This is a genomic window from Aminobacter sp. 01T433 (assembly GCF_056398585.1).
Genome location: NZ_JBFTPR010000004.1, coordinates 1 through 25,217, shown reverse-complemented (window position 1 = coordinate 25,217; position 25,217 = coordinate 1). Strand labels below are relative to the sequence as shown.

At 62.3% G+C, this 25,217-nt stretch carries 24 protein-coding genes; 9 read left to right on the top strand and 15 right to left on the bottom strand.

Annotated elements, in window-relative coordinates:
• The first annotated feature begins 249 nt into the window (after positions 1-249).
• Positions 250-1,299, top strand: coding sequence for an LLM class oxidoreductase (locus tag AC1DLV_RS07465; protein WP_476798934.1), 1,050 nt, complete (start codon positions 250-252; stop codon positions 1,297-1,299).
• Positions 1,300-1,316: 17 nt separating this feature from the next.
• Positions 1,317-1,796, top strand: coding sequence for a flavin reductase family protein (locus AC1DLV_RS07460; RefSeq protein ID WP_476798933.1), 480 nt, complete (start codon positions 1,317-1,319; stop codon positions 1,794-1,796).
• Between the two features lie 53 nt (positions 1,797-1,849).
• Here the strand turns inward: AC1DLV_RS07460 and AC1DLV_RS07455 are convergent, their stop codons facing one another.
• Both AC1DLV_RS07455 and AC1DLV_RS07450 read right to left on the bottom strand, forming a co-directional pair.
• Positions 1,850-2,611, bottom strand: coding sequence for an ABC transporter permease (locus tag AC1DLV_RS07455; RefSeq protein ID WP_476798932.1), 762 nt, complete (start codon positions 2,609-2,611; stop codon positions 1,850-1,852).
• A complete protein-coding gene (locus AC1DLV_RS07450) occupies positions 2,608-3,534 on the bottom strand; it encodes an ABC transporter ATP-binding protein (RefSeq protein WP_476798931.1) in 927 nt (308 codons plus the stop codon). Before AC1DLV_RS07450 ends, AC1DLV_RS07455 begins: the two co-directional genes overlap by 4 nt.
• Positions 3,535-3,742: 208 nt before the next feature.
• Here AC1DLV_RS07450 and AC1DLV_RS07445 point away from each other — a divergent pair, with 208 nt between their 5' ends.
• From AC1DLV_RS07445 to AC1DLV_RS07420, 6 genes are all read left to right on the top strand, one after another.
• The gene (locus AC1DLV_RS07445) at positions 3,743-4,675 is read left to right on the top strand and encodes an alpha/beta fold hydrolase (RefSeq protein WP_476798930.1); all 933 of its coding nucleotides are present in this window, start codon (positions 3,743-3,745) and stop codon (positions 4,673-4,675) included.
• Between the two features lie 88 nt (positions 4,676-4,763).
• A complete protein-coding gene (locus AC1DLV_RS07440) occupies positions 4,764-5,939 on the top strand; it encodes a CaiB/BaiF CoA transferase family protein (RefSeq protein ID WP_476798929.1) in 1,176 nt (391 codons plus the stop codon).
• Positions 5,936-7,585, top strand: a complete 1,650-nt coding sequence (locus AC1DLV_RS07435; protein WP_476798928.1) for a thiamine pyrophosphate-binding protein — start codon at positions 5,936-5,938, stop codon at positions 7,583-7,585. Before AC1DLV_RS07440 ends, AC1DLV_RS07435 begins: the two co-directional genes overlap by 4 nt.
• Positions 7,586-7,714: 129 nt before the next feature.
• On the top strand, positions 7,715-8,431 hold the full coding sequence (locus AC1DLV_RS07430) for a glycosyltransferase family 2 protein (protein WP_476798927.1): 717 nt from the start codon (positions 7,715-7,717) through the stop codon (positions 8,429-8,431).
• Complete coding sequence (locus AC1DLV_RS07425; protein ID WP_476798926.1) at positions 8,428-8,757, top strand: lipid-A-disaccharide synthase N-terminal domain-containing protein; 330 nt, start codon at positions 8,428-8,430, stop codon at positions 8,755-8,757. Before AC1DLV_RS07430 ends, AC1DLV_RS07425 begins: the two co-directional genes overlap by 4 nt.
• A gap of 6 nt (positions 8,758-8,763) precedes the next feature.
• Positions 8,764-10,452 carry an ArnT family glycosyltransferase gene (locus tag AC1DLV_RS07420; protein WP_476798925.1) on the top strand — a complete coding sequence of 563 codons (1,689 nt, stop codon included), beginning with the start codon at positions 8,764-8,766 and terminating at the stop codon, positions 10,450-10,452.
• Positions 10,453-10,656: 204 nt separating this feature from the next.
• On the opposite strand, the gene AC1DLV_RS07415 is transcribed toward AC1DLV_RS07420, so the two are convergent.
• The 7 genes from AC1DLV_RS07415 to aptA form a co-directional block, all read right to left on the bottom strand.
• The gene (locus AC1DLV_RS07415; protein WP_476798924.1) at positions 10,657-11,631 is read right to left on the bottom strand and encodes an ABC transporter substrate-binding protein; all 975 of its coding nucleotides are present in this window, start codon (positions 11,629-11,631) and stop codon (positions 10,657-10,659) included.
• Positions 11,632-11,683: 52 nt separating this feature from the next.
• Positions 11,684-12,817 carry an ABC transporter permease gene (locus AC1DLV_RS07410; protein ID WP_476798923.1) on the bottom strand — a complete coding sequence of 378 codons (1,134 nt, stop codon included), beginning with the start codon at positions 12,815-12,817 and terminating at the stop codon, positions 11,684-11,686.
• Complete coding sequence (locus tag AC1DLV_RS07405; RefSeq protein ID WP_476798922.1) at positions 12,814-13,692, bottom strand: ABC transporter permease; 879 nt, start codon at positions 13,690-13,692, stop codon at positions 12,814-12,816. Before AC1DLV_RS07405 ends, AC1DLV_RS07410 begins: the two co-directional genes overlap by 4 nt.
• A 6-nt stretch (positions 13,693-13,698) precedes the next feature.
• Positions 13,699-14,520 carry an ABC transporter ATP-binding protein gene (locus AC1DLV_RS07400; RefSeq protein WP_476798921.1) on the bottom strand — a complete coding sequence of 274 codons (822 nt, stop codon included), beginning with the start codon at positions 14,518-14,520 and terminating at the stop codon, positions 13,699-13,701.
• A 217-nt stretch (positions 14,521-14,737) separates the two neighbouring features.
• On the bottom strand, positions 14,738-16,189 hold the full coding sequence (gene hydA, locus AC1DLV_RS07395; protein ID WP_476798920.1) for a dihydropyrimidinase: 1,452 nt from the start codon (positions 16,187-16,189) through the stop codon (positions 14,738-14,740).
• A gap of 152 nt (positions 16,190-16,341) precedes the next feature.
• A complete protein-coding gene (locus AC1DLV_RS07390) occupies positions 16,342-17,592 on the bottom strand; it encodes a Zn-dependent hydrolase (RefSeq protein WP_476798919.1) in 1,251 nt (416 codons plus the stop codon).
• A gap of 173 nt (positions 17,593-17,765) precedes the next feature.
• Entirely contained in the window at positions 17,766-19,094 is a 1,329-nt protein-coding gene (aptA, locus tag AC1DLV_RS07385; RefSeq protein ID WP_476798918.1) for an omega-aminotransferase AptA, read from the bottom strand.
• Between the two features lie 239 nt (positions 19,095-19,333).
• Between aptA and AC1DLV_RS07380 the strand changes: the two genes are divergently transcribed.
• The gene (locus AC1DLV_RS07380; RefSeq protein WP_476799242.1) at positions 19,334-19,966 is read left to right on the top strand and encodes a TetR family transcriptional regulator C-terminal domain-containing protein; all 633 of its coding nucleotides are present in this window, start codon (positions 19,334-19,336) and stop codon (positions 19,964-19,966) included.
• A gap of 18 nt (positions 19,967-19,984) precedes the next feature.
• Here AC1DLV_RS07380 and AC1DLV_RS07375 read toward each other — a convergent pair whose 3' ends face one another.
• The 6 genes from AC1DLV_RS07375 to AC1DLV_RS07350 all read right to left on the bottom strand — a co-directional run bounded on the left by AC1DLV_RS07375 (position 19,985) and on the right by AC1DLV_RS07350 (position 24,643).
• Complete coding sequence (locus AC1DLV_RS07375; RefSeq protein WP_476798917.1) at positions 19,985-20,356, bottom strand: DoxX family protein; 372 nt, start codon at positions 20,354-20,356, stop codon at positions 19,985-19,987.
• A gap of 65 nt (positions 20,357-20,421) precedes the next feature.
• Positions 20,422-20,880 carry a carboxymuconolactone decarboxylase family protein gene (locus tag AC1DLV_RS07370; protein ID WP_476798916.1) on the bottom strand — a complete coding sequence of 153 codons (459 nt, stop codon included), beginning with the start codon at positions 20,878-20,880 and terminating at the stop codon, positions 20,422-20,424.
• The gene (locus AC1DLV_RS07365; RefSeq protein ID WP_476798915.1) at positions 20,877-21,410 is read right to left on the bottom strand and encodes an RrF2 family transcriptional regulator; all 534 of its coding nucleotides are present in this window, start codon (positions 21,408-21,410) and stop codon (positions 20,877-20,879) included. The genes AC1DLV_RS07370 and AC1DLV_RS07365 overlap by 4 nt, the downstream gene beginning before the upstream one ends.
• Before the next feature lie 153 nt (positions 21,411-21,563).
• On the bottom strand, positions 21,564-21,953 hold the full coding sequence (locus tag AC1DLV_RS07360; protein WP_476798914.1) for a nuclear transport factor 2 family protein: 390 nt from the start codon (positions 21,951-21,953) through the stop codon (positions 21,564-21,566).
• Between the two features lie 12 nt (positions 21,954-21,965).
• Positions 21,966-23,279, bottom strand: coding sequence for an NAD-dependent dihydropyrimidine dehydrogenase subunit PreA (gene preA, locus AC1DLV_RS07355; RefSeq protein WP_476798913.1), 1,314 nt, complete (start codon positions 23,277-23,279; stop codon positions 21,966-21,968).
• 11 nt (positions 23,280-23,290) lie between these two features.
• Positions 23,291-24,643: an NAD(P)-dependent oxidoreductase gene (locus AC1DLV_RS07350; RefSeq protein WP_476798912.1), complete on the bottom strand. Its 1,353-nt coding sequence runs from the start codon at positions 24,641-24,643 to the stop codon at positions 23,291-23,293.
• Positions 24,644-25,217 lie beyond the last annotated feature (574 nt).

The window sequence follows — 25,217 nt, the reverse complement described above, 5'->3', positions numbered from 1 at the left end:
TGGTTTCCGTGGTCGACTATCATTCTTTTCGCTGCTCTTCCAGTAATTGTGACGGCCAATCAGAGCGACGCGCCTGCAATCGTCGCATCAAGAGTTTAGCTAGCCTATCCTATAGAGTGAGAACTCATCGTTTCCCTCACATGTCCCGATTTCGTAGCGTGCGGCCAAGTTAGCGCTTCAAGGCGCGGCCCACCCTGCCGGGTCTTCCGCCCGGTCGCAGGCAGACCCACGACAAGGAAATTTTCGCCAATGAACATTGCCGTCTCACGAACAGATGGTTCGATCACCACCTCCGGCGCATCCTATGAAGCCTTCGCCGGTCACCCCGGCTATCGGCGCATGTTCGCTCCGAACCAGCTGACCGTCGGCATCTTTCTGCCTTTGCGCTTCTATCAGGGCGACATGTCTGTACTGGAAGGTCAGGCCGAACTGGTCGAGCAAATCGACCGCCGCCGCTTCGCAAGCATCTGGGTTCGTGACGTGCCGCTGTTTGATCCGGGTTTTGGCGATGCCGGCCAGCTTTTTGACCCCTTCACCTATCTTTCCTATCTGGCGGCGCGGACGCAAAAAGTCGCGTTGGCTACCGGAAGCGCCATATTTTCGCTCCGCCATCCCATAGATCTCGCCAAGGCCGCGACCACGATCGACCGCCTCTCCGGTGGGCGTCTTGTGCTGGGAATAGCGTCAGGCGACCGACCGGCCGAGTTTCCGGCCTATGGCCTGGACATGAACGATCGAGCCAAGCGATTTGCCGAGGCGGTTAGCTATTTCCGGCAACTCATTGCACCCGGCCGCCCATCCATCAATTCCACGCTCGGCACGATGACGGGCATCGATTTCCTGCCCAAGCCGTCTGTGGGTCGCATCCCGCTGATCGTCACCGGATCCAGTCGACAGACACCGGCATGGGTTGCCGAACACGCCGACGGCTGGCTGACTTACCCGCAGCCCACACACATACCGGAAGGCCCAAGGCGGCTGGCGCAGAACATTCGGGCCTGGCGCGACCAGATTCCGGACGGTGGTTTTCGGCCCCATATGACCAACGAATGGCTCGATCTTTCCGATGACCCCGACTTCCCCCGCACCCCGATGCGTGGCGGGTTCGTATTGAAGACCGGCCGCAAGGGGCTCATCGACCTGCTGGGCGAATGGCGCGAGGCCGGCGTCAACCACGCAGCCCTTGGGATGCAGTTTGCCGGCCGCCCGGCTGCAGAGATCATCCAGGAACTTGCCGAAGAGGTATTGCCGCACTTCCCGTCGCTGGAGGGGCCCTCGCCGCTTGTCGCAAATTGGTAAGCATCGTGGAGCCTGGCTTGCTGTCGCCAGACACCCTCAAATCGGCCTTCGCACAGATACCGACATCCGTTGCAGTCATTACGACAGGCAGCGGATCGGAACGCTACGGCGCAACAGTTGGTACACTAAGCGCGCTGTCCCTTGGCCCACCGATGCTGATGTTCGCGATGAAACAGACCTCCAACCTTCTGCGGCGGCTGGAGGTCGGAACCCCTATCGGTGTCAACGTTCTCGCCACCCACCAGCACGACATTGCGCGCCGCTTCGCCACGCCAGGGATAGACCGGTTCGGCGACACTCGGTGGTGCGAGGAACACGGGCTTCCCCGCATCGATGAGACGCTGGTATGGATGGCGGCCAGCGTCCGCGACCAGTTGCAACTTGGGGATCACACGCTGGTCACGGCAATCATCGAACACGCCGAGACGGAAGACCATGCACCGCTGCTCTACTGGCGTCGTGGCCTTTCCAGTATCTCGAACGATGCCGGCGTTTAGTGCCGGCTAGGCGTTCCGGCGGCTGCATCGACAAGTTGGGCGTGCAGCCGCCGCTACGCTTTGATGCGCCAGCCGGTCCTGAAGATCCACCAGACGGCAATCAGGCAGGCTGCGAGGAACACCAGCGTCATGCCGAGGCTGATGCCGACATTGACGTCCGATATGCCAAAGAAGCTCCAACGGAAGCCGCTGACCAGGTAGACCACCGGGTTGAACAGCGACACTGTGCGCCAGAACGGCGGCAGCATGTCGATGGAATAGAAGCTGCCGCCCAGGAAGGTCAGCGGAGTGACGATCAAAAGCGGCACCAGCTGCAGCTGCTCGAAACTGCCGGCCCAGATGCCGATGATGAAGCCGAACAGGCTGAAGGTGACGGCCGTCAGCACGAGGAACAACAGCATCCATCCAGGGTGCTGGATCTCCAGCGGCACGAACAAGGCAGCCGTGGCGAGGATGATCAGGCCGAGGATGATCGACTTCGACGCCGCCGCCCCGACATAGGATATGACGATCTCCAGATACGAAACCGGCGCCGACAAAAGCTCATAGATCGTGCCGACGAATTTCGGGAAATAGATGCCGAAGGACGCGTTGGATATGCTCTGGGTGAGCAGAGACAGCATGATCAGCCCGGGCACGATGAAGGCGCCGTAGCTGATGCCATTGATCTCGCTGATGCGCGAACCAATGGCAGCGCCGAAGACGACGAAATAAAGCGAAGTCGAGATGACGGGCGAAACGATGCTTTGCAGCAGCGTGCGCCAGGTACGCGCCATTTCAAACAGATAGATTGCGCGGATCGCGTAGAAATTCATCGCCGTTCACTCACCAGATTGACGAAAATCTCTTCGAGCGAACTCTGCTTGGTCTGCAGGTCCCTGAAGCGGATTCCGGCGTCGTTGAGATCCTTGAGCAGGGCGGTGATGCCCGTCCGCTCGCCTTGGGTGTCGTAGGTGTAGACGAGCTCATGCCCGTCCTCGGACAGGTCGAGCCCATGCCCCCCCAGCTCGGGCGGCAGATGTTCCAACGGGTGCTGCAGCTGGAGCGTCAGCTGCTTGCGGCCCAGCTTGCGCATCAGCTCGGCCTTTTCCTCGACCAGGATGATCTCGCCATGGCTGATGACGCCGACCCGGTCGGCCATCTGCTCGGCTTCTTCGATGTAGTGCGTGGTCAGGATGATGGTGACGCCGGTTTCGCGCAGCAGGCGCACAACCTCCCACATGTCGCGCCTGAGCTCGACATCGACACCGGCTGTCGGCTCGTCGAGGAACAGGATCTGCGGTTCGTGCGACAACGCCTTGGCGATCATGACGCGGCGCTTCATGCCGCCCGACAAAGTGATGATCTTGTTGTCCTTCTTGTCCCACAGCGACAGGTCTTTGAGGATCTTTTCGATGTGGGCGGGGTTCGCCGGCTTGCCAAACAGGCCACGGCTGAAGCTGACCGTCGCCCAGACCGTCTCAAAGGCGTCGGTCGTCAGTTCCTGCGGCACCAGACCGATGCGCGAGCGCGCCGCGCGGAAGTCGGTGACGATGTCGTGCCCGTCAGCCAGCACTTTGCCTTCGGATGGGTTGACGATACCGCAGATGATGCTGATCAGCGTCGTCTTGCCCGCCCCGTTCGGGCCGAGCAGCGCGAAGATCTCGCCGCGGCGAATATCGAGGTTGATGTTCTTAAGCGCCGAAAAGCCCGACGCATAAGTCTTGGAAAGATTTGAAACGGAAATAATCGGTTGCATGACGACCGTGCGGGAAAATGAGGAAAATTCGAAGAGAAGGCGTCGGGAACTGAAATTCCGGCGCAGGGGTTAGCGGAATATATGGACTGTCATCCTGCGAACAAGACCGGCCTTGCCATCTCCTGACATCTTGCGCTTGTGGGCTGAGCCTGACCGCCCTTGACGCATGCTCCGTCCTCACTCAACAGTCGCCCTTCGAGGGGACACGATGCCATTTGATATCTGCAGCAAGCTCGCGTCTCCGACCGGAGCAATACTCAATCTTCACGTCAGGGATGCCGTCGCCCCTGCCCGCGCCGTGGTGCAGATCAATCACGGGCTTGCCGAGCATGCCGCGCGCTACAGCCGCTTCGCCGACTTTCTCGCCGCGCGTGGCTATCACGTCTATGCACATGATCATCGTGGCCATGGCGCGACGTCAGCACCTGGCGCTCCGCTCGGGCGGTTCGCCCAAAAGGATGGCGTCGAGCACATACTTGCCGATGTCGGGGCGGTGCACGACCGCATCGCCGAACAGCATCCCGGCCTGCCCGTCGTCATCTTCGGCCATTCGATGGGCGGGCTGATCGCGCTCAACTTCACGCTCCGCCACTCCGAGCGCATTGCCGCCGCAGCCATCTGGAACGCCAATTTCTCGGCCGGCATGCTCGGTCGGCTTGCCCAGGCGATCCTTGCCTTCGAGCGTTTCCGTTTGGGTTCAGATGTACCGTCGCGCATGCTGCCGAAACTGACCTTTGCTGACTGGGCAAAGAAAATTCCCAACGCCCGCACGGCGTTCGACTGGCTGTCGCGCGACCCGGCAGAGGTAGACCTCTATGTCGCCGACCCGCTCTGCGGCTGGGACGCTTCGGTATCGATGTGGATCGACATCTTCGACCTTGTCTTCGCTGGTGCCGACGACCGCAACTTCGCTGCCGTGCGCAAGGACCTGCCGTTCAATCTGGTGGGCGGCGAGCGCGATCCGGCCACCGATGGCGGCAAGGCGGTCGAAGCGCTTGCTTTGCGCATGCGCCGGATGGGTTTTTCGAATCTCGTTTCAAAGGTTTACGAAGAAACCCGCCACGAAAGCCTGAACGAGATCAACCGCGAGCCGATCATGGCCGATTTCGCCGACTGGCTGGACCGCACAATTCCCCGCTGACAGAGGTAACTGGCCCATCGCAACGTGGTGGCGGGATATCCGGACTCCTGATAGAGCGTGGCCCACTTGAAATGAATTCTGGTGCCTCATGAGCAATCCGCCCCTTCACGGCGTCCGCGTCATCGAACTCGCCCGCATCCTCGCCGGCCCCTGGGCCGGACAATTGCTGGCCGATCTCGGCGCCGATGTCATCAAGGTGGAGAACCCTGATGGCGGCGACGACACGCGCAAATGGGGTCCGCCCTTCGTCACCGGCCATGACGGCGAAAACCTCTCGGCCGCCTATTACCACTCCTGCAATCGCGGCAAACGCTCCATCGCAATTGATTTCTCGACATCAGAAGGTGCGGAAATCGTGCGCAAGCTTGTTGCTGACGCCGACGTTCTGATCGAAAACTTCAAGCTCGGCGGGCTCAAGAAATACGGCCTCGACTATGAGAGTCTCAAGAAGATCAATCCCAAGCTGGTCTATTGCTCGATCACCGGCTTCGGCCAGGACGGGCCTTATGCGGCCCGCGCCGGCTACGACTTCATCGTCCAGGGCATGTCCGGCCTGATGTCGATCACCGGGCCTGCCGGCGGAGAGCCGCAGAAGGTCGGCGTCGCCGTCACCGACATCTTCACCGGTCTCTATTCCGTCATCGCCATCCAGGCAGCGCTTCGCCACGCCGAAGCCACTGGCCAGGGCCAGCATGTCGACATGGCCTTGTTCGACGCCCAGATGTCGGTGCTCGCCAACCAGAACCTGAATTATCTGGTCTCTGGCAATTCGCCTGTGCAGATGGGCAACGCCCATCCCAACATCTCGCCCTACGAGGTTTTGCCGGTCAGCGACGGGCATTTCATCCTGGCGGTCGGCAATGACGGCCAGTTCCAGAAGTTCTGCGCCATCGTCGGGCTCGAAGCCATCGCCACCGACCCGCTCTTCGCCACCAATTCGGCGCGCGTCACCAATCGTGTCGCGCTGCGCGAAAAGATCGTCGCTGCACTCGCAGCCTTCGACCGCGAGACGCTGCTCGCCAGGCTCGAAGCATCAGGCGTGCCGGCAAGCCCGATCAACACCATCGGCCAGGCATTCGCCGACCCGCAGGCGATCGCGCGCGGCATGCGCATGGATCTCGACGACGGCCACGGCAACAAGCTGCCGTCGGTCCGCGCGCCGATGGTCATGTCCGAGACCCCGCTTGCCTATGACCGCCCGTCGCCGCGACTGGGCGAACACACCGCAGAAATCCTTGCCGAACTGGAGAAAAATGCGAAATGAAGACCGGCGGAAAACTGATCGTCGATGCGCTTGAGGCCAATGGCGTCGACCGCATGTATTGCGTGCCGGGCGAATCCTATCTCGCGGTGCTTGATGCGCTGCATGATTCAAAGATCCGCAGCATCGTTTGCCGCCAGGAAGGTGGTGCCGCGATGATGGCCGATTGCTATGGCCGCCTCACCGGCAGGCCGGGCATCTGCTTCGTCACCCGCGGCCCAGGCGCCACCAACGCCTCTGCCGGCGTTCACATCGCCATGCAGGACTCGATCCCGATGATCCTGTTCATCGGCCAGGTGGCGAGCCACGCCAAGGAGCGCGAGGCCTTCCAGGAAGTCGACTACCGTGCCTTCTTCGGCGATATCGCCAAATGGGTCGTCGAGATCGATGACGCATCCCGCATTCCCGAACTGGTCACCCGCGCCTTCTCCGTCGCCATGTCTGGCCGCCCTGGCCCGGTTGTCGTGTCGCTGCCCGAGGACATGCTGACAAGCCTAGTGGACGCTCCGGTCGCCCTGCCTGCCACCCCGGTTGAAACCCGTCCCGGCGAAGAAGAGCTTTCGAAGCTCGAGGCCCTGCTCAACAGCGCCAAGCGTCCCTTCGTCATCTTAGGCGGCACCCGATGGAATGCCGAGGCCGTCGAGCGGATCAAGAAGATTTCGGAAGCCTGGGCGCTGCCCGTTGGCGTCTCCTTCCGTCGCCAGATGCTGTTCGACCACCTGCACGAAAACTACGCCGGCGACGTCGGCATTGGCCCGAACCCCAAGCTCGCCAACGCGATCAAGGAGGCCGACCTCGTTCTGCTCGTCGGTGGCCGCTTCGGCGAAATGCCGTCTTCCGACTACACGCTGATCAAGAGCCCCTATCCCGACCAGACGCTGGTCCATGTCCACGCCGACGCCGACGAGCTCGGCCGCGTTTACCGCCCGACATTGGCCATCAATGCCTCGCCCTCGGCCTTTGTCGAGGCCTTCGCCAAGCGCAAGCCCGCCGGCAAGCCAGCCTGGGCCGAGGCCACCAAGGCGCTGCACGCCGCCTATCTCGAATGGTCGACGCCGCCGCTCACCGGTCCCGGTGCCGTCCAGATGGGCCCGATCATGAACTGGCTGGAAAAGGTCCTGCCGGAAGACGCGATCCTCACCAACGGTGCCGGCAACTACGCCACCTGGGTGCACCGCTTCCACCGCTTCCGCCGCTTCGCCACCCAAGGCGCACCGACCTCCGGCTCGATGGGCTATGGCACGCCGGCCGCGGTCGCTGCCAAGGGCCTGTTCCCGGAACGCGAGGTCATTGCCTTCGCAGGCGACGGCTGCTTCTTGATGAACGGCCAGGAGTTCGCCACCGCCGTGCAATACGGCCTGCCGATCATCGTGATCGTCGTCAACAACGGCATCTACGGCACCATCCGCATGCACCAGGAGCGCGAATATCCCGGCCGCGTCGAGGCGACCGACCTCAAGAACCCGGATTTCGCAGCCCTCGCCCGCGCCTATGGCGGCCATGGCGAGACGGTGCGCGAAACCGACGAGTTCGCGCCTGCTTTCGAACGCGCGCGCGCCAGCGGCAAGCCGACGATCATCGAGATCAAGCTCGACCCGGAAGCGATCACGCCGACGCGCACGCTGAGCGACATCAGGGACAAGCGCTAACCCTTGCCCTGGGACAAGCGCTGACCCTTGCTCTGGGGAAAGCGCAAGGGTCGTGGCAAATGCGCGTCTTTGATGCTATTGAGGCCGCGCATTCAACCATCCTGACGTAACATTTCCCCAGGCAAGCTGATGATTTCAATCGTCATTCCGTGCAAGAACGAGGCAGAAAACCTGCCCATACTGGTCGGCGAAGTTCATGCCGCCATGGCCGGCCGCGACTACGAAGTGATCGTCGTCGACGACGGTTCGACCGACCGCACGCCTGACGTGCTCGCCGAACTCGCCCGCTCCGCTGGTCGCCTGCGCCACGTCAGGCACGACCGTTCGGCCGGCCAAAGTGCGGCTGTCCGCTCCGGCGTTTTCGCTGCCAAGGGCGAGATCGTCGTGACCATGGACGGCGACGGCCAGAACGATCCGGCCTATCTGCCCAAGCTCGCCGACGCGCTGATCGCCGCCGGCCCTGCGATCGGCATCGCTGCAGGCCAGCGCCTCAAGCGCACCGACACCAAGCTGAAGCAGCTGTCTTCGCGCTTCGCCAATGGCCTGCGCGAAATGATCCTGCGCGACGGCACCCGCGACTCAGGCTGCGGCCTCAAGGCGCTGCATACCGACCTGTTCCGCCAGCTGCCATTCTTCGACGGCTGGCATCGCTATCTGCCTGCCCTTTCGCTGCGCGAAGGCCGCGGCGTCGTTCATGTCGATGTTGTCGACCGCTCGCGGCGCCACGGCAAATCCAACTATGGCATCCTGGATCGCGGTCTGCGCGGCATCCTCGATCTGTCAGGCGTGTGGTGGCTGCGCCGCCGCCGCAAGGTTGTGCCAACGGTCACGGAGCTTGGCCAATGAACCTCATCTCGGAACTCGGCACCTGGCTGCACGACGTATTCGTCGCCCAGTTCGACGGCTGGATCCTGCTCGGCTTCGTCGCGCAAGGTCTCTTCACCATGCGCTTCGTCGTCCAGTGGCTCGCCTCCGAGCGCGCCAAGCGTTCGGTCGTGCCGGTTGCCTTCTGGTTCTTCTCGCTCGGCGGCGGCACGCTCCTGCTGATCTACGCCATTCAGCGCCAGGACCCGGTCTTCATCGCCGGCCAGGGGCTCGGCCTGTTCATCTACATCCGCAATCTCTGGCTGATCGCCAATGAGCGGCGTCTGGCCATGTCCAAGACGGACTGACCACGCATGACGACTTCCGGAATCAAAACCTCCGAAACGCCCTCCAAGGCGTTGTCGCCGCTCACATATCTGCTTTTGGCACTGCTCGCTTTGTTCGCCTTCGCGCCCGGCATTTCCACCTTGCCGCCAACCGATCGCGACGAGTCGCGCTTTGTCCAGGCAACCAAGCAGATGGTCGAGAGCGGCGACTATGTCGACATCCGCTTCCAGGACGTGCCACGCTACAAGAAGCCTGCCGGCATCTACTGGCTGCAGTCGACAGCCGTGCTGTTGAGCGGCCAGGGCAGCGAAGCCCCCATCTGGGTCTATCGGCTGATATCGGTGCTCGCCGGCACCTTCTCGGTCCTGGCGCTCGCCTTCATCGGCGACCGCATGTTCGGCCGAACCGCAGGCCTCATCGCCGGCCTCGGCCTGATGGGCATCCTGATGCTGGGTGTCGAGGCGCGCATTGCCAAGACCGATGCGACGCTGCTCGCTACCGCCCTGCTCGCCCAAGGCGCGCTTGCCACGATCTATCTTGGCCACAAGGCCGGCAAGCCCCAGGGCCGCGCTCACTGGCTGTTCTGGGCGGCTCAGGGTCTGTCGATCCTGATCAAGGGCCCGGTCATTCCTTTCATGAGCGTGCTGACGATCGCCGCTATTGCCATCTTCGACCGTGACCGCTCCTGGCTGCGTAAGCTGAAGCCCCTCAGCGGCCTCCTGCTGACGCTGCTGGTCGCAGCGCCATGGCTGATCCTGATCACGCTCAAGACCGGCAGCGCCTTTTGGCAGGAATCGGTCGGCAAGGACCTTTTGAGCAAGGTCGGTTCCGGCCAGGAATCGCACGGCTTCCCGCCCGGCTATTATTTCCTCACCTATTCGCTGTTCATGTGGCCCTTTGCGCTGGTGGCGCTCGAAGGCGGGCTGAAGGCGCTCAAGCGCTTCCGCCAGGATCCGCGCCTGCTGTTTTGTCTCGCCTGGTACCTGCCCTACTGGATCGCCATTGAGTTGATCCCGACCAAGCTGCCGCATTATGCCTTGCCGGCCTATCCGGCGATGATCCTGCTGATGGCCTGGGTGTTGACCGACAAGTCGGCCGACAGCATCGAGCTGTCGCGCTGGCAGTTCTGGATACGCCGTGCCTGCGCCTTCGGCATGTTCGGCATCAGCATCGGCCTGGCCGCCATTGCGCTTGGCATCACGCCCTATTTCCTTGGCTATTTCTCCTGGTGGGGAATGCTCGCCGCGTTGCTGGTCCTGATATCAGCCAGATATGGCATTGGCGCGCCCGATGACATGGATCCGGTCAAGCGCGTAGCCTTTGCCGCTGCCGCCGCCGCGGCGGTTTTCGGCCTGCTCACCTGGAAGATCTTGCCGCCGCTCAAGCCGTTGTGGCTCAGCCCCGAGATCGCCGAACGCTTCGAACAATTGAAGCCCTGCCCGACCTCGCAGTTGGTGTCCGCCGGCTATGGCGAGCCGAGCTTGGTCTTTCTCGCCGGCACGCAGACCCAACTCACCGACGGCAAGGGGGCGGCGGACGCGTTGGTTGCCGATCCGGCCTGCGCCATTGCGGTGATTGCCGAAGCCGAGAGCAAGGCCTTCCTCACAGCCATTCCAGGCGGCGCGGCAGCGCTCAAGGAGCGTGGGCGCATTGAAGGCATGAACTATTCCAAGGGCGAACCGCGCACGCTCACCTTCTACACGCTGGCCAAATAGGGGCGGTTGCCCGCCCCATGCCGCCAGATGGGCAGCGCCTTTCCGTATTGCGTAGGACCGCCCTCATCCGCCTGCCGGCACCTTCTCCCCGTGAAGAACGGGGAGAAGGGACAAGCGGCTACGTCGACGCCCCCTCTCCCCGTTCTTCACGGGGAGAGGGTAAGGGTGAGGGGCAGCTTCCAGCTTAGTGCCTGTCGCCAACGCTTACTTGATCGCCTTGTCGGTGATCGTTGACGTCCAGGCCCCGGTAGGCTCCTTGGTGATGATCTTCTGCGCCAGAAGCGCTTCGGCCGTGCGCTTGTAGGCCGCTTCGATCAGCTTGCCGTCGGCATTGTCGATCAGCTTGGCCACTTCACCCATCATGCGCTTCTGATGGTTTTCGTCCTGGCCGCCATTGTCGACGACGATGCCGGCTGCCTCATCGGGATTGTCGACGGCATATTTCCAGCCCTTCATCGAGGCGCGCACGAAGCGAACCATCTTGTCTTCGAAGGCCGGGTCCTTGAGCTTGTCTTCGAGCGCGTAGAGACCATCTTCGAGCAAGTCGTTGCCCATGGCGGTGTAGTTGAACACCGTCAGCTCTTCCGGCTTGAAGCCGGCGTCGATCAACTGCCAGTACTCGTTGTAGGTCATGACCGAGATGCAGTCGGCCTGCTTCTGGATCAGCGGCTGCACGTCGAAGCTCTGCTTGAGCACGGTAACGCCATCCTTGCCGCCTTCGGTCGACAGGCCAAGCTTGTTCATCCAGGCGAAGAACGGATACTCGTTGCCGAAGAACCAGACGCCCAGCGTCTTGCCCTTGAAGTCGGCTTCGGTCTTCACCGAACCATCCTTCGGGCAAACCAGCTCCATGCCGGCCTTCTTGTAGGGCTGCGCGATATTGACCAGGCCGACGCCCTTTTCGCGGGCTGCAAGCGCGCCGCCCATCCAGTCGACGATGACGTCGGCGCCACCGCCGGCAATCACCTGCTCAGGCGCAATGTCAGGGCCGCCCGGCTTGATCTCGACGTCGAGCCCTTCGTCCGTATAGAAGCCCTTCTCCTTGGCCACGTAATAGCCGGCGAACTGCGACTGCGTCACCCATTTGAGCTGCAAGGCGACCTTGTCGGCGGCAAGTGCTGCCTGCGCTGTGGCCAGCGACATCGCCCCCGCCATCAACGATACCATCAGTCTTTTCATCTTCTTTTTTTCCCTCTGAAGTTGGACCGCGGCCCCGCCCAAGGAGCTCAGGTCACGCCCGCCCACCACGGACGGACGGATGCCAGAAAGTGGTGACCCTCTCGATGAAGGCGACCACACCATAGAAGACGGAACCGGCCAGAGCCGCAACAGCGATCTCCGCCCAGACCATGTCGACATTCATGCGTCCGATCTCGGTCGAGATGCGGAAGCCCATGCCGACGATCGGCGTGCCGAAGAATTCGGCGACGATGGCGCCGATCAGCGCCAGCGTGGAGTTGATCTTCAACGCGTTGAAGATGAAGGGAGCGGCGGCCGGCAGCCGCAGCTTGAACAGCGTCTGCCAGTAGTTCGACGCATAGGTGCGCATCAGGTCGCGCTCCATATGGCCCGAAGCCGCAAGGCCGGCGACCGTGTTCACCAGCATCGGGAAGAAGGTCATGATGATGACTACGGCGGCTTTCGACTGCCACTCGAAACCGAACCAGATCACCATGATCGGAGCGACGCCGATGATCGGCAGCGCCGACACCATGTTGCCGATGGGCAAGAGGCCCTTGCGCAGGAACGGCACGCGATCGGCCAGGATCGCCACCACGAAACCCGAGGCGCAGCCGACGATGTAGCCAAACAGCACCGCCTTGAAGATCGTCTGGCGGACGTCGGCCAAAAGGATCGGCAGCGAATTGCCGATGCGCGCGGCAATGGCACTCGGCGGCGGCAGCAGGATGAACGGAACCCCCGCCCCCCGAGTCACCGCTTCCCACAGGATCAGGATCCAAGCCCCAAAGATCGCCGGGATCAGCAAACGCAGCATTGTCTTGGCCTGCTTCGACACCGGGCGGACGGTTGAAAGGACGCTAACGCAGCGCCAGGCGAGCAGCCATGCGGCGGCGAGCAGCAGGAAGAACGGCATGCGCGCCATGCCTTCGTTGCCCGATATAGCCGCAATCAGCAGCCAGGCAGCCCCATGCGCGCCAATGAAAAGCACGGCAGCGCTGGCCATGCCGGAAAACATGGCGAAGGAGGCCACGGCAGGCAACGCGATGAGACCGATGACAAGCGACGTTGCGCCTCTCGACATCGGCGCTCCGGCATCGCTCGCCAGCATCGGCATCGTGGCCATGGCGACAGCGCACAGCACGAGGGCCAGCAAGACCTGCCAGGATGCTTTGGTGAAATTCATGCCGGCCGTCCTCCCATCGAGCGTTCGACAAGCTTGCCGACAAATCCAACCAGCACCACCAGCATCGCGGCCACCACCGAGCCGGCGACAAGAGCCGCCCACATGTCGATGGTCTGGCTGTAATAGGAGCCGGCAAGCAGCTTGGCGCCAATGCCGGCGACAGCGCCTGTCGGCAACTCGCCAACGATGGCGCCGACAAGGCTTGCCGCGACCGCCACCTTCATCGAGGCAAACAGGAACGGCACCGAGGCCGGCACGCGCAGCTTCCAGAAGGTCTGCGATGCACTCGCATTATAGGTGTGCATCAGGTCGAGGTGCATGAGATCGGGCGAACGCAGGCCCTTCACCATGCCGACCGCGACCGGGAAGAACGACAGATAGGTCGAGATCAGTGCCTTGGGGATCAGCCCGGTGATGCCGATGGCCGCCAAAACGACGATGATCATCGGTGCCACCGCAAGGATCGGGATCGTCTGCGAGGCGATGATCCAGGGCATCAGGGAGCGGTCGAGTGCGATGACATGGACGATGCCGACGGCGATCAGGATGCCGAGTGCTGTGCCGAAAGTGAAGCCGAGCAGCGTCGACGACAGCGTCACCCACGAATGATAGACGAGGCTGCGCGCGCTGGTGACCTTCCTCATGAAGGTGTTTTCAAAGAAATTCTGCGCCACCTGGTGCGGCGCCGGCATCGTCGGCTTGGGCTGCGATAGCGTCTTGCCAATGAATTCCATGGTGCTTGGCGTCAGTCCCGCCCGCCGGTCCAGATCGCGCTGGAACGGCGCGTTCATGAACACGGCAAACGCATACCAGGCGACGACGATGACCAGCAGGATGGTGATGACGGGAACGACCCGGTCTCTGAGGCGATCCATCGCGGCTCAATCCTCGTAGGAGTGGCCGGCGCGCAGCCCGTCGCGGACACGCGCTGCGATCGCCAGGAATTCCGGACTCTCGCGGATGTCGAGCGGCCGCTCGGTGGGCAGCGTCGACTCGATCACGTCGGTCACACGCCCCGGCCGCGGCGACATGACGACGATGCGCGTCGACAGGTAGACCGCCTCGGGGATCGAATGGGTGACGAAGCAGATCGTCTTGTTGGTCTGCCGCCACAGCCTGAGCAATTGCTCGTTGAGATGGTCGCGCACGATCTCGTCGAGCGCACCGAACGGCTCGTCCATCAGCAAAAGGTCGGCATCGAAGGCGAGCGCGCGCGCGATCGAAGCCCGCTGCTGCATGCCGCCCGACAGCTGCCAGGGATATTTCTTCTCGAATCCGGTGAGATTGACCAGATCCATGGTGCGCTTGATGCGCGCCTGCTGCTCGGCCTTGGGCAGACCGATGATCTCGAGCGGCAGCCCGACATTGCTCTCGATCGTGCGCCACGGAAACAGTGCCGCCGCCTGGAAGACATAGCCATAGGCACGCGCCTGGCGCGCCTGTTCGGGCATCATGCCGTTGATCGAGATCGTGCCTTCCGTCGGCTGCTCGAGATCAGCGATCACCCTAAGGAACGTCGTCTTGCCGCAGCCCGAAGGCCCGATGAAGGAGACGAACTCGCCCTTGTTGATCGTCAGATTGACGTCTGAAAGCGCCCGCACCGGGCCGTCATTGGTCTGGAAGGTCAGCCCCAGCTTTCTGGCTTCGACGACGGCGTTCTGATTGACGCTTGTCGCCGTGGCTTGATTGACTGTCATGAGCATTGCCCGACTTTACCCCACATCATGCCATCCTCTCCGAAGATGAGGCAGGCGTCCACTTGATCGGGATGTTTTTCCAGGCGTGCGCGACCAGTCATCTTCGGCACCACCTTGCGACCACCATACGCGGCCACCATCCCTGCTCGGTACTTTGGAAATCGCCCGCGTGTATCAGCGGGTCGTTGCGGCCACCGCAAAACCGGCAGCGGCCGCAAGTCTCTCAGACCCCGGTCGCCGGGATGCCTGTGCGTTCGACCTTGCGCGGTGCGGTGATCTCTTTCCACTTCGACAGCGCCCGGTTGACCGGTGCGTGCGGCTCGCGCGCCACGAATTCGCCGTGTCCCGGCTTCGCCTGGACCTCGGCTTCCTGGATGGCGAGCTCGCCACGCGTGAAGACGAAGCGCGGCAGGCCGGTCACCTCGATGCCCTCGAAGACGTTGTAGTCGATGACAGACTGCTGGCTCTTCGCAGCGATCGTCTTCTTGCGCTTGGGATCCCACACCACGATGTCGGCGTCGGCGCCCTCAACGATCGCACCCTTCTTGGGATACATGTTGAGGATCTTGGCGATATTGGTCGAGGTCACCGCGACGAACTCGTTCATCGTCAGCCGGCCGGTGTTCACTCCCTTGGTCCACAGCACCGGCATGCGGTCTTCGAGGCCGCCGGTGCCATTGGGGATCTTGGTGAAATTGCCGACGCCGTTGCGCTTCTGCTCAGTGGTGAACGAGCAATGGTCGGTCGCCACCACCTGCAGCGATCCCGCCTGCAGGCCCGCCCACAGCGAATCCTGATGCAGCTTGTTGCGGAAGGGCGGGCTCATCACCCGGCGCGCGGCATGGTCCCAGTCCTTATTGAAATATTCGGTCTCGTCGAGCACCAGGTGCTGGATCAGCGGCTCGCCATAAACGCGCATGCCCTTCTGTCGGGCCCGGCGGATCGCCTCATGTGCCTGCTCGCAGGAGGTGTGCACGACATAGAGCGGCGAACCCACCATGTCGGCGATCATGATGGCGCGGTTGGTCGCCTCGCCTTCCACCTCGGGCGGGCGCGAATAGGCATGTGCCTCGGGGCCGTTGTTGCCGGCGGCAAGCAGCTTGGCCGACAGCTGGGCAACGACGTCGCCATTTTCGGCATGCACCAAAGGCAGCGCGCCAAGCTCGGCGCAGCGCTGGAACGACGAATACATCTCGTCGTCGTCGACCATCAGCGCGCCCTTGTAGGCCATGAAGTGCTTGAACGAGGTGATGCCCTTGTCGACAACCTGGGCCATCTCGTTGAACACCTGCTCGCCCCACCAGGTGATCGCCATGTGGAACGAATAATCGGAGCAGGCCTTGGTGGTCTTGTTGTCCCACATCTGCAGCGCTTCGAGCAGCGACTGGCCAGGCGCCGGCAGGCAGAAATCGACGACCATCGTGGTGCCGCCCGAAAGGGCCGCGCGCGTGCCTGTCTCGAAGTCGTCAGCTGAGTAAGTGCCCATGAAGGGCATTTCGAGATGAGTGTGCGGATCGATGCCGCCGGGCATGATGTAGCAGCCGGTGGCGTCGAACTCGTGATCGGCATGCAAATTCTCGCCAATGGCGACGATCTTGCCATGCTGGATCAGCACGTCGGCCTTCCACGTCCGGTCGGCCGTGACGATGGTGCCGTTTCGGATGACTTTGGTCATTATGCTCAGTTCCCCAATTCTAGCCGCGCTTCTTTTTGAGCGCTTCGGCCGTGTTTCAGATCATGTTAGGACTGCCCCTTGGTCGAACAGCGCCAAACGCCTCTCCCCGAGATGGGGAGAGGTCGAATGCGCAAGGGTATGAGCCCAAAAACTCACTCCACGATCCCTGCCGTTTCCAGGACCGCATGGAACAGCACGTCGCAGCCGGCGGCGGCCCATTCGGGATAGATTTCCTCGTCTTCATTGTGGCTGAGCCCGTCGACGCAGGGGCAAAACACCATAGCCGTCGGCGCCACGCGGTTGATCCAGCAGGCGTCGTGGCCGGCGCCAGAGACGATGTCGCGATGGCTGTAGCCAAGCCGGTCAGCGGCGTCGCGTACGGCCTTGACGCAATCCTTGTCGAAGGTGACCGGGTCGAAATGGCCGACCTGTTCGATCTCGAAGGAGATATCGAGCGCCTCGCAGATCGTCGCCACGCCCTCGCGGATGCGCCCGTCCATGGCGTCGAGCACTTCTTTCTCGGGCGAGCGGATGTCGATGGTGAAGACGGTGCGCCCGGCGATGATGTTGCGCGAGTTGGGATAGACCTCCATGTGGCCAACGGCACCGACCGCGTCGGGCTGATAGTCCATGGCGATCTCGTGCACCAGCTCGGTCACCCGCGCCATGCCGAGACCGGCGTTGCGGCGCTTGTACATCGGCGTCGAGCCGGTATGGGCTTCCATGCCGGTCAACGTCACCTGCAGCCATTTCAAGCCCTGGCCATGAGTGACGACGCCGATTTCAATTTCTTCATCTTCGAGGATCGGCCCCTGCTCGATGTGCAGCTCGAAGAAAGCCTTCATCTTGCGCGCGCCGACCTTTTCGGTGCCCTTCCAGCCGATGCGCTCCAGCTCGTCGCCGAAACGCTTGCCGTGCGCGTCCGTGCGGGCATAGGCGAAGTCCTGCTCGAGCATGCCGGCGAACACGCCCGATGCCAGCATGGCCGGCGCAAAGCGCGTGCCTTCTTCATTGGTCCAGTTGGTGACCACGATCGGATGTTTGGTCTTGATGCCAAGGTCGTTGAGCGAGCGGATCACTTCCAAGCCGCCGAGCACGCCAAGCACGCCGTCGAACTTACCGCCGGTGGGCTGCGTGTCGAGATGGCTGCCGACATAAACTGGCAGCGCTTCGGGGTCGGTGCCTTCGCGGCGGGCAAACATCGTGCCCATCTCGTCGATGCCCATGTCGAGCCCGGCAGCGTCGCACCAGCTCTTGAAGAGCTTGCGGCCCTCGCCGTCTTCATCGGTCAGGGTCTGGCGATTGTTGCCGCCGGCAATGCCGGGGCCGATCTTCGCCATTTCCATCAGCGAATCCCACAAACGCTCTGAATTGATTCGCAGATTCTCGCCTGGGGCGGCCATGTGGTAGTCCTCTCATTCCTTGTTATGCCCGGAAACGCCAGCGGTTCCCGACGCCGCATCTCCTTCGTCCGGCTTTCGCCGAAGAGCCCCGCGCAACATGGTGCGGGACTCCCTTATTCGTTGGAGCGGAACCCGGAGAGCATGCTTGCTCTTCCGGATCAAGCTCTAGGTCGTCAGTCGATCATCCTCAACACTTCACGGACGTGATCAATCAACTCGTTGATCTGGCCCTTGGTGATGATCAGCGGTGGCGACAGCGCGATGATGTCGCCGGTGGTCCTAATCAGCGCGCCGCGCTCGAACGCCTTGACGAAGGCAGAGAACGCACGCTTGCTCGGGCTGCCGGCAATCGGCTGCAGCTCGATCGCGCCGATCAGGCCGATGTTGCGGATGTCGATGACATGCGGTTCGCCCTTGAGCGAATGCAGCGCATCCTCCCAATAAGACGCAAGCTCCGCACCGCGGGTCAGCAAGCCCTCTTCCTTGTAGGTGTCGAGCGTTGCGAGTGCCGCAGCCGATGCGATCGGGTTGCCCGAATAGGTGTAGCCGTGGAAGAACTCGATCAGGTGTTCCGGCCCGGTCATGAAGGCGTCGTGGATTTCCTTCTTCACGAACACCGCACCCATCGGAATGACGCCGTTGGACACACCCTTTGCAGCGGTGATGATGTCAGGGACGACGCCGAAATAATCCGATGCGAACGGCGTGCCGAGACGGCCGAAACCGGTGATGACCTCGTCGAAGATCAACAGGATGCCGTGCTTGGTGCAGATTTCGCGCAGCCTCTGGAGATAACCCTTCGGCGGGATCAGCACGCCGGTCGAACCGGCAACCGGCTCGACGATGACGGCGGCGATGGTCGATGCGTCATGCAGCGTGACGATGCGCTCCAGCTCGTCGGCAAGCTCGGCGCCATATTCCGGTTCGCCCTTGGTGAAGGCGTTCTTGGCCGGCAGATGCGTATGCGGCATGTGGTCGACGCCGCCCAAAAGCGTGCCGAACATCTTGCGGTTGGTGACGATGCCGCCGACCGAGATGCCGCCGAAATTGACGCCGTGATAGCCGCGTTCGCGCCCGATCAGGCGGGTACGTGCGCCCTCGCCCTTCACGCGCTGATAGGCGATCGCCATCTTGAGCGCGGTTTCGACCGATTCCGAACCGGAATTGGTGAAGAAGACGTGGTCCATGCCCTTGGGCGCGATGTCGACGAGGCGGTTCGCCAGTTCGAAGACGATTGGGTGGCCCATCTGGAACGCCGGGGCGTAGTCGAGCTCGGCGGCCTGGCGCTGGATCGCCTCGGTGATCTTGGGCCGGCAGTGGCCGGCATTGACGCACCAAAGACCTGCGGTGCCATCCAGAATCTTGCGGCCGTCGCTGGCCGTGTAATGCATGTCCTTGGCCGCAACCATCATGCGCGGCGCCTGCTTGAACTGCCTGTTTGAGGTAAACGGCATCCAGAATGCGCTGAGATCGTTGGGCGTAACTTTTAGCCTGTCCGACATGACCAAGCTTTCCTTTCTTCCCCTGTTTCAGTACGGCCAACGCTTGGTCATCGGTGCGTTTTTGTGTTACGCAATTTTTTGACCGATTGGACAAACGTTAGCACCGCCGCTTCGGCGGTCAAGGGATTACTACCGGAAATGCGGCTTCACAGACGCGCTCCACAGGTCGGCAAGAACTGGTCCAGCGGATTGGTCCAGAGAGTGCTGTCGCCCTCCCTCGAATGTGGGACGTCATGACCATGGAAGGTTCGGCACCGCGCGCCCGCACCCGCATCCAGCAAGAGAAGCGCGAGGTCATCCTCGAAGCGGCACTCGAGGTGTTTTCCACCAACGGCTTTCGCGGTTCGACCATCGACCAGATCGCCGAAGCGGCGGGCATGTCGAAACCCAACCTGCTTTATTATTTCCGCCGCAAGGAAGACATCCATGAGACGCTGATGCACCGGCTGCTCGACACCTGGCTCGCGCCGCTCAAAGAGCTCGACGACATCGGCGACCCGATGACCGAGCTCAGGAGCTACATCAGGCGCAAGCTGGAGATGGCGCGCGATTTCCCCAGGGAAAGCCGGCTTTTCGCCAACGAGATCCTGCAGGGCGCCCCGCGCATCATGGCGATGCTCGAAGGCGAATTGAAAACGCTGGTCGACGAGAAGGTCGAGGTCATCCGGGGCTGGATGCGCTCGGGCAAGGTCGCCAAGGCCGACCCCTGGCACCTCATCTTCGCGATCTGGGCGACGACCCAGCATTATGCCGATTTCGACGTCCAGGTCCGCGCCGTGCTGGGCCCCGACCGTGGCGGCGAAGGCCGTTTCGAGGACGCGGCCCGCTTCCTCGAACAGCTTTTTGTTGAAGGGCTTAGGCCGAAAACCTGAATCGGTTTCTTCGCCTGTTTACTGCCCCGCCGCGATCACCAGCAAAAAGCTGCCTGCCAAGGCAACATTGCTGACGACGCCATTGATGCGCGCCGCCCGTTCGGGGCCCGAGTGGTCCCAGAAATTGTTGAACATGACGGTCGCAACAAGCAGGAACGCGATCAGCGCGGCTGCGGCAAATGCAGTCCAGGGACCGGCAATCAGCAGCAGTCCGGCCACGATCTGAAGCGCGATGCCGGCCCACAGGAACAGCTTTGCCTGCGGCACGCCGCGCGTGGTCATCATGCCGGCGAGAAAATTTGCGTTGGCGATATTGCGCAGGCCAGCGAAAACAAAGGCTCCGCCAAGCAGCAGGCGACCCACAAATGCCAGTGTCGAAATGTCGAACATAAAAATCTCCCTGGGCGATCGCCCTCTGGCGATCGCTGCAAAATGTCTTTTCTCGGTTTGGTGGATCAGGCGGCCTTGGCTTCGGCGACCGAATGAACGGCGTGGAATGTCACGCAAAGGCGGTTCCAGGTGTTGATCATGCCGAGCGCCATGGTGAGCTTGACCAGCTCTTCCCCGGAGAAGTGCTTTTGCGTTTCGGCATAGAGTTCGGCCGGAACGCCGGCATCGGCAATATTCGTGACCGCTTCCGTCCAGGCAAAGGCCATGCGCTCGCGCTCGGTGAAAAGCGGAGATTCCTTCCACGCCGCGACGAGCCAGAGACGCTGTTCCGTCTCGCCGTCCTGCTTGGCCTCGCGACTATGCATGTCGACGCAATAAGAGCAGCCGTTGATCTGCGACGCGCGCAACTTGATCAGGTGCAGCAGGCTGTGTTCAAGCCCGCATTCGTTGATTGCGGTGGTGAGCGAGACCAGATGCTTCGTCAGTTCGGGGGCCGCGGTATAGAAATTCAGCCTGGGTTTCATGGCATCTTCCTTTCGTTGATGGTCTTTGCCTTGGCGTTTTGCGGCCGCTGGTTGAGCGCCACGAAGGCGCAGCTGGCGGCGACGATGCGCTGGTCGGTGTTGGCGGTGAAGTCGGCGACGATGTCGGACAGCCGCGTGCCGGCAAGTGCGGTGCGATAGGCCCGCTCCGCATTGAGCATGGCAACGTTGATGCCGCAGGGCTTCACATAGGCCGAGGCGTCGAGCGCGTAGCTGCCCTTCTGCCTGATCTCGCCGCAGCGGAATGCCGGCTCCCTGCCCTCGATGGCCAACACGATGTCGAGCAGTGAGATCTGCTCGGGTAGCTTCGCAAGGCGGTAGCCACCATTCGGACCGGGCACCGATTCCAGCACCTTGGCGGCAGTCAACGCCTTGAGATGTTTGAGCAGATAGCTCGGCGAAAGCCCGAATGCCTCGGCCATCACAGTGCCCGGCATGGTGCCGTCACCATCGACGCCCGCCAGCATCGCCGCACAATGGATCGCCGCCTCCACGCCATCGCCAAGCTTCATCACCGCCACCTCTCAATCTTGGATAAGAGTTATCATGGATATATTCTATCCACAATAAGAGCAGAATGAATTTCCTTGGTGACGATGCCGATCTGTTGAGAAACTCGCTCAGTCTGCCTGCTGCCACAGCTCGACGGGGGTTGCCTTCGGGATCTAGGTGCCGACCCCTTCTTGCTTACGCGCAGGTGCCACATGGCTGAGCACGCACTTCCAGCCGGTTCCGTGCCGAACAAACACATCGGTCGTCCATTCGTCCGCGGAGAACGGCTGACCGCTGAAATGACCGCTGTTGACCACGTGGGCGGTGTAGACCGCTGTCTCGCCGTAGAATTCGACGCGTGGGTCGCCTACGGTGCGCATCATGTCGTGGGTCAGATCGCCCGACCGTACCATGGCGAGAAACCCCGCCTTTCCAGTTGCGCCATCTTGGCCGACGATGACCCAATCATCAGCCATGAAGCTGCCCATGGCGGTGGCGTCGTTCGAAACGATCGCCGCCGCCCAGGCAAGAGCGAGTTCGACAATCTCGCTCCTGTCGTCCATGGCTTGCCGCCCCTACTCCGCCGCGACCTTGGCCATCGGGTTGTTGGGATGCGTCGTCCAGTTGGCATAGTTGGGCGAAACCGGCTTGCCGGTGCGCTTGTCCATGGCACCAACGGCCAGCGGCTCCATGGTGATGCAGTTCTCGACCGGGCAAACGTTGACGCAAAGATTGCAGCCGACGCACTCTTCCTCGATCACCTCGAAATGCCTGACGCCGTCGACCATGCTGGTGATCGCCTGATGCGAGGTGTCCTCGCAGGCGATGTGGCAACGGCCGCACTTGATGCAGGCATCCTGGTCGATATGCGCCTTGGCGACGTAGTTGAGGTTGAGATACTGCCAGTCGGTGACGTTGGGCGTGGCGCGGCCGACGATGTCGTCGAGCGACTTGTGGCCCTTCTCGTCCATCCAGTTTTCAAGGCCGGCTATCATCTCCTGCACGATCTTGAAGCCATAGGTCATCGCCGCCGTGCAGACCTGCACGTTGCCGGCACCGAGCGCCATGAACTCGGCAGCGTCCCGCCAGGTGGTGATGCCGCCGATGCCCGAGATCGGCAGTCCAGCCGTTTCCGGGTCACGCGCGATCTCGGCCACCATGTTCATGGCAATCGGCTTCACCGCCGGGCCGCAATAGCCGCCGTGCGAGCCCTTACCGTCAATGGTCGGCTGCGGCGCGAAGCTGTCGAGATCGACACCGGTGATCGAATTGATGGTGTTGATCAGCGAGACGGCGTCGGTGCCGCCGGCAAGTGCCGCCCGCGCTGGCTTGCGCACATCGGTGATGTTGGGGGTCAGCTTGGTGATAACAGGCATGCGGGTGTTTTGCTTGCACCAGCGCACGACCATTTCGATGTATTCCGGCACCTGGCCAACGGCCGCACCCATGCCGCGTTCCGACATGCCGTGCGGGCAGCCGAAATTGAGTTCGATGCCGTCGGCGCCGGTCTCTTCGACCACCGGCAGGATCGCCTTCCAGGCGTGCTCTTCGCACGGCACCATCAGCGACACCACCATGGCGCGGTCGGGCCACTCCATCTTGACCTGCTTGATCTCGCGCAGATTGGTCTGCAGATCGCGGTCGGTGATCAGTTCGATATTGTTGAGGCCGAGCAGGCGGCGATCAGCGCCCCAGATCGCGCCGTAGCGCGGGCCGTTGACGTTGACGACCGGCGGGCCTTCCTCACCGAGCGTCTTCCACACGACGCCGCCCCAGCCGGCCTTGAAGGCGCGGATGACGTTGTAGGCCTTGTCGGTGGGTGGCGCAGACGCCAGCCAGAACGGATTGGGCGACTTGATGCCGACGAAGTTGTTGCGAATGTCTGCCATCTTGTCCTCCCTTAGCCGATTAGGGCGCGGTTGATGGATTCAGCCGCGTCGCGCCCTTGCGCCACAGCCGAAACGGTCAGGTCGTCGCCTCCGGCGATGCAGTCGCCACCGGCCCAGACCTTCTTGAGCGACGTGCGCCCTTCCTCATCGACCTTGATGCGACCGCCTTCCATGGCAATGGAGGCGCCGCTGCCGTTGAGGGCTGCCGGCTCGAAGCTCTGGCCGATCGCCTTGAACACCTGATCGGCGGCGAGCGTGACGATTTCGCCGGTGCCCGCGAGCCTGTCGCCCTTCATGGCGGTGTATTCGAGCTCGATGGCAACCACCTTGCCGCCGTCCGATACGACCTGCCTGGGCTGCAGCCAGTGCCGAATGACGACGCCATTGGCGGCTGCGAGATCCTGCTCGAAGCCCGAGGCATTCATGTGCTCCTGGCCACGGCGATAGCAGATCGTCACCTCTTCGGCACCGAGCAGCTTGGACTGCACGGCGGCGTCGACCGCCGTCATACCGCCACCGATGACAACGACACGGCGTCCGACCGGCAGGCCGGCGAGGTCGCTCGACTGGCGCAGGACCGAGATGAAATCGACCGCGTTGGAGACACCCTCGGCGTCCTCGCCTTCGGCGCGCAGCGCATTGACGCCGGCAAGGCCAAGGCCGAGGAACACGGCGTCGTAAGAAGCGGTCAGGTCGGCGAGATGATAGTCGCGGCCGAGCGCCTTGCCGTTTTCGATTGATATGCCGCCGATCGCGGTGACGTAGTCGACTTCGGCCTGGGCGAAATCATCGGTGCTCTTGTAGGCGGCGATGCCGTATTCGTTGAGGCCGCCGGCCTTGGACCGGGCTTCCAGAATGGTCACCTCATGGCCGTGGCGTGCGAGCCTGTGGGCGGCCGCGAGACCGGCTGGCCCGGCGCCGACAACGGCGATCTTCTTGCCGGTCGGGGCGGCGCGGCTGTAGAACTGCTTGCCCTGCTCCATCGCCACATCGGTGGCGTAGCGCTGCAGGCGGCCGATCTGCACCGGCTTGCCTTCGGCAACCTCGCGGACGCAGACCTCTTCGCACAATGTCTCGGTCGGGCAGACGCGGGCGCACATGCCGCCAAGGATGTTCTGGTCGAAGATGGTCTTGGCCGAGCCGAGCGGATTGCCGGTCGATATCTGACGGATGAACATCGGGATGTCGATCGATGTCGGACACGCCGTCATGCATGGCGCATCGTAGCAAAAGTAGCAGCGATCGGACTCGACCAGCGCCTCGTGATTGTCGAGAGGCGGGTGCAAATCGGAGAAATTCTCGGCGTATTGAGCTGACTCAAGGCGACCGCCGACGATGCCTTCCTTGAAAAGACCTTCTGCCATTCCAGTTCCCCAGTTTATTCTAATTTTGAGGAAGCCTAGCACGTTCCAAATTTTTATCAATTGGTCAATTTTTTGGGTAAGTATTTGAAATCGCTCGATAAATATATGATTATTTTGGTCAGGATTTAGACGATTCTGGGAGGATGCTTCCGTTGGGGGAGACGGCGCCACTTGGAGCCCCTGTAAGCGGGTTTGGCTGCACCCTACGTTGCCCCCCTCTGGCCCTGAGCTTGTCGAAGGGCCAGAGGGGGGGCGCGAAGAAATGTGGCCTCCGCCGCCTTGGCGTGTTTTTCCATCGCCACGCTCGCTTTCGCGCCTGGCCATTGTCAAAGAGCACTCCCTTGCAGGAGGTAGTTCGGGAAGCGGGGCGCGAGGCCGTGCCTTCCGATTGATAATATGTGGCGCGACATTCGCGCTCCGCTCGATGTTCTTGCCCCGCTCAGTCGCCTCGGCTTTCACCGTCAGCCGCCGCAAGGCCCGGGCTTGGGGGCTCATCACCCAGCAGGAGAACCGACCTCCCACCAGCCCGGCACCGGCGCTTCCCCCCGAGCCCGGTGCGCACCGGGGTCCCGTG

Coding starts and splice junctions, on each gene's coding strand:
- AC1DLV_RS07465 (WP_476798934.1), top strand. CDS start 250: ATGAACATTGCCGTCTCACGAACAGATGGTTCGATCACCACCTCCGGC.
- AC1DLV_RS07375 (WP_476798917.1), bottom strand. CDS start 20,356: ATGTTCGACATTTCGACACTGGCATTTGTGGGTCGCCTGCTGCTTGGC.
- AC1DLV_RS07370 (WP_476798916.1), bottom strand. CDS start 20,880: ATGAAACCCAGGCTGAATTTCTATACCGCGGCCCCCGAACTGACGAAG.
- AC1DLV_RS07450 (WP_476798931.1), bottom strand. CDS start 3,534: ATGCAACCGATTATTTCCGTTTCAAATCTTTCCAAGACTTATGCGTCG.
- AC1DLV_RS07360 (WP_476798914.1), bottom strand. CDS start 21,953: ATGGACGACAGGAGCGAGATTGTCGAACTCGCTCTTGCCTGGGCGGCG.
- AC1DLV_RS07415 (WP_476798924.1), bottom strand. CDS start 11,631: ATGAAAAGACTGATGGTATCGTTGATGGCGGGGGCGATGTCGCTGGCC.
- AC1DLV_RS07445 (WP_476798930.1), top strand. CDS start 3,743: ATGCCATTTGATATCTGCAGCAAGCTCGCGTCTCCGACCGGAGCAATA.
- preA (WP_476798913.1), bottom strand. CDS start 23,279: ATGGCAGACATTCGCAACAACTTCGTCGGCATCAAGTCGCCCAATCCG.
- AC1DLV_RS07390 (WP_476798919.1), bottom strand. CDS start 17,592: ATGGCCGCCCCAGGCGAGAATCTGCGAATCAATTCAGAGCGTTTGTGG.
- AC1DLV_RS07430 (WP_476798927.1), top strand. CDS start 7,715: ATGATTTCAATCGTCATTCCGTGCAAGAACGAGGCAGAAAACCTGCCC.
- aptA (WP_476798918.1), bottom strand. CDS start 19,094: ATGTCGGACAGGCTAAAAGTTACGCCCAACGATCTCAGCGCATTCTGG.
- AC1DLV_RS07350 (WP_476798912.1), bottom strand. CDS start 24,643: ATGGCAGAAGGTCTTTTCAAGGAAGGCATCGTCGGCGGTCGCCTTGAG.
- AC1DLV_RS07425 (WP_476798926.1), top strand. CDS start 8,428: ATGAACCTCATCTCGGAACTCGGCACCTGGCTGCACGACGTATTCGTC.
- AC1DLV_RS07440 (WP_476798929.1), top strand. CDS start 4,764: ATGAGCAATCCGCCCCTTCACGGCGTCCGCGTCATCGAACTCGCCCGC.
- AC1DLV_RS07400 (WP_476798921.1), bottom strand. CDS start 14,520: ATGCTCATGACAGTCAATCAAGCCACGGCGACAAGCGTCAATCAGAAC.
- AC1DLV_RS07435 (WP_476798928.1), top strand. CDS start 5,936: ATGAAGACCGGCGGAAAACTGATCGTCGATGCGCTTGAGGCCAATGGC.
- AC1DLV_RS07455 (WP_476798932.1), bottom strand. CDS start 2,611: ATGAATTTCTACGCGATCCGCGCAATCTATCTGTTTGAAATGGCGCGT.
- hydA (WP_476798920.1), bottom strand. CDS start 16,189: ATGACCAAAGTCATCCGAAACGGCACCATCGTCACGGCCGACCGGACG.
- AC1DLV_RS07365 (WP_476798915.1), bottom strand. CDS start 21,410: ATGAAGCTTGGCGATGGCGTGGAGGCGGCGATCCATTGTGCGGCGATG.
- AC1DLV_RS07410 (WP_476798923.1), bottom strand. CDS start 12,817: ATGAATTTCACCAAAGCATCCTGGCAGGTCTTGCTGGCCCTCGTGCTG.
- AC1DLV_RS07380 (WP_476799242.1), top strand. CDS start 19,334: ATGGAAGGTTCGGCACCGCGCGCCCGCACCCGCATCCAGCAAGAGAAG.
- AC1DLV_RS07405 (WP_476798922.1), bottom strand. CDS start 13,692: ATGGATCGCCTCAGAGACCGGGTCGTTCCCGTCATCACCATCCTGCTG.
- AC1DLV_RS07420 (WP_476798925.1), top strand. CDS start 8,764: ATGACGACTTCCGGAATCAAAACCTCCGAAACGCCCTCCAAGGCGTTG.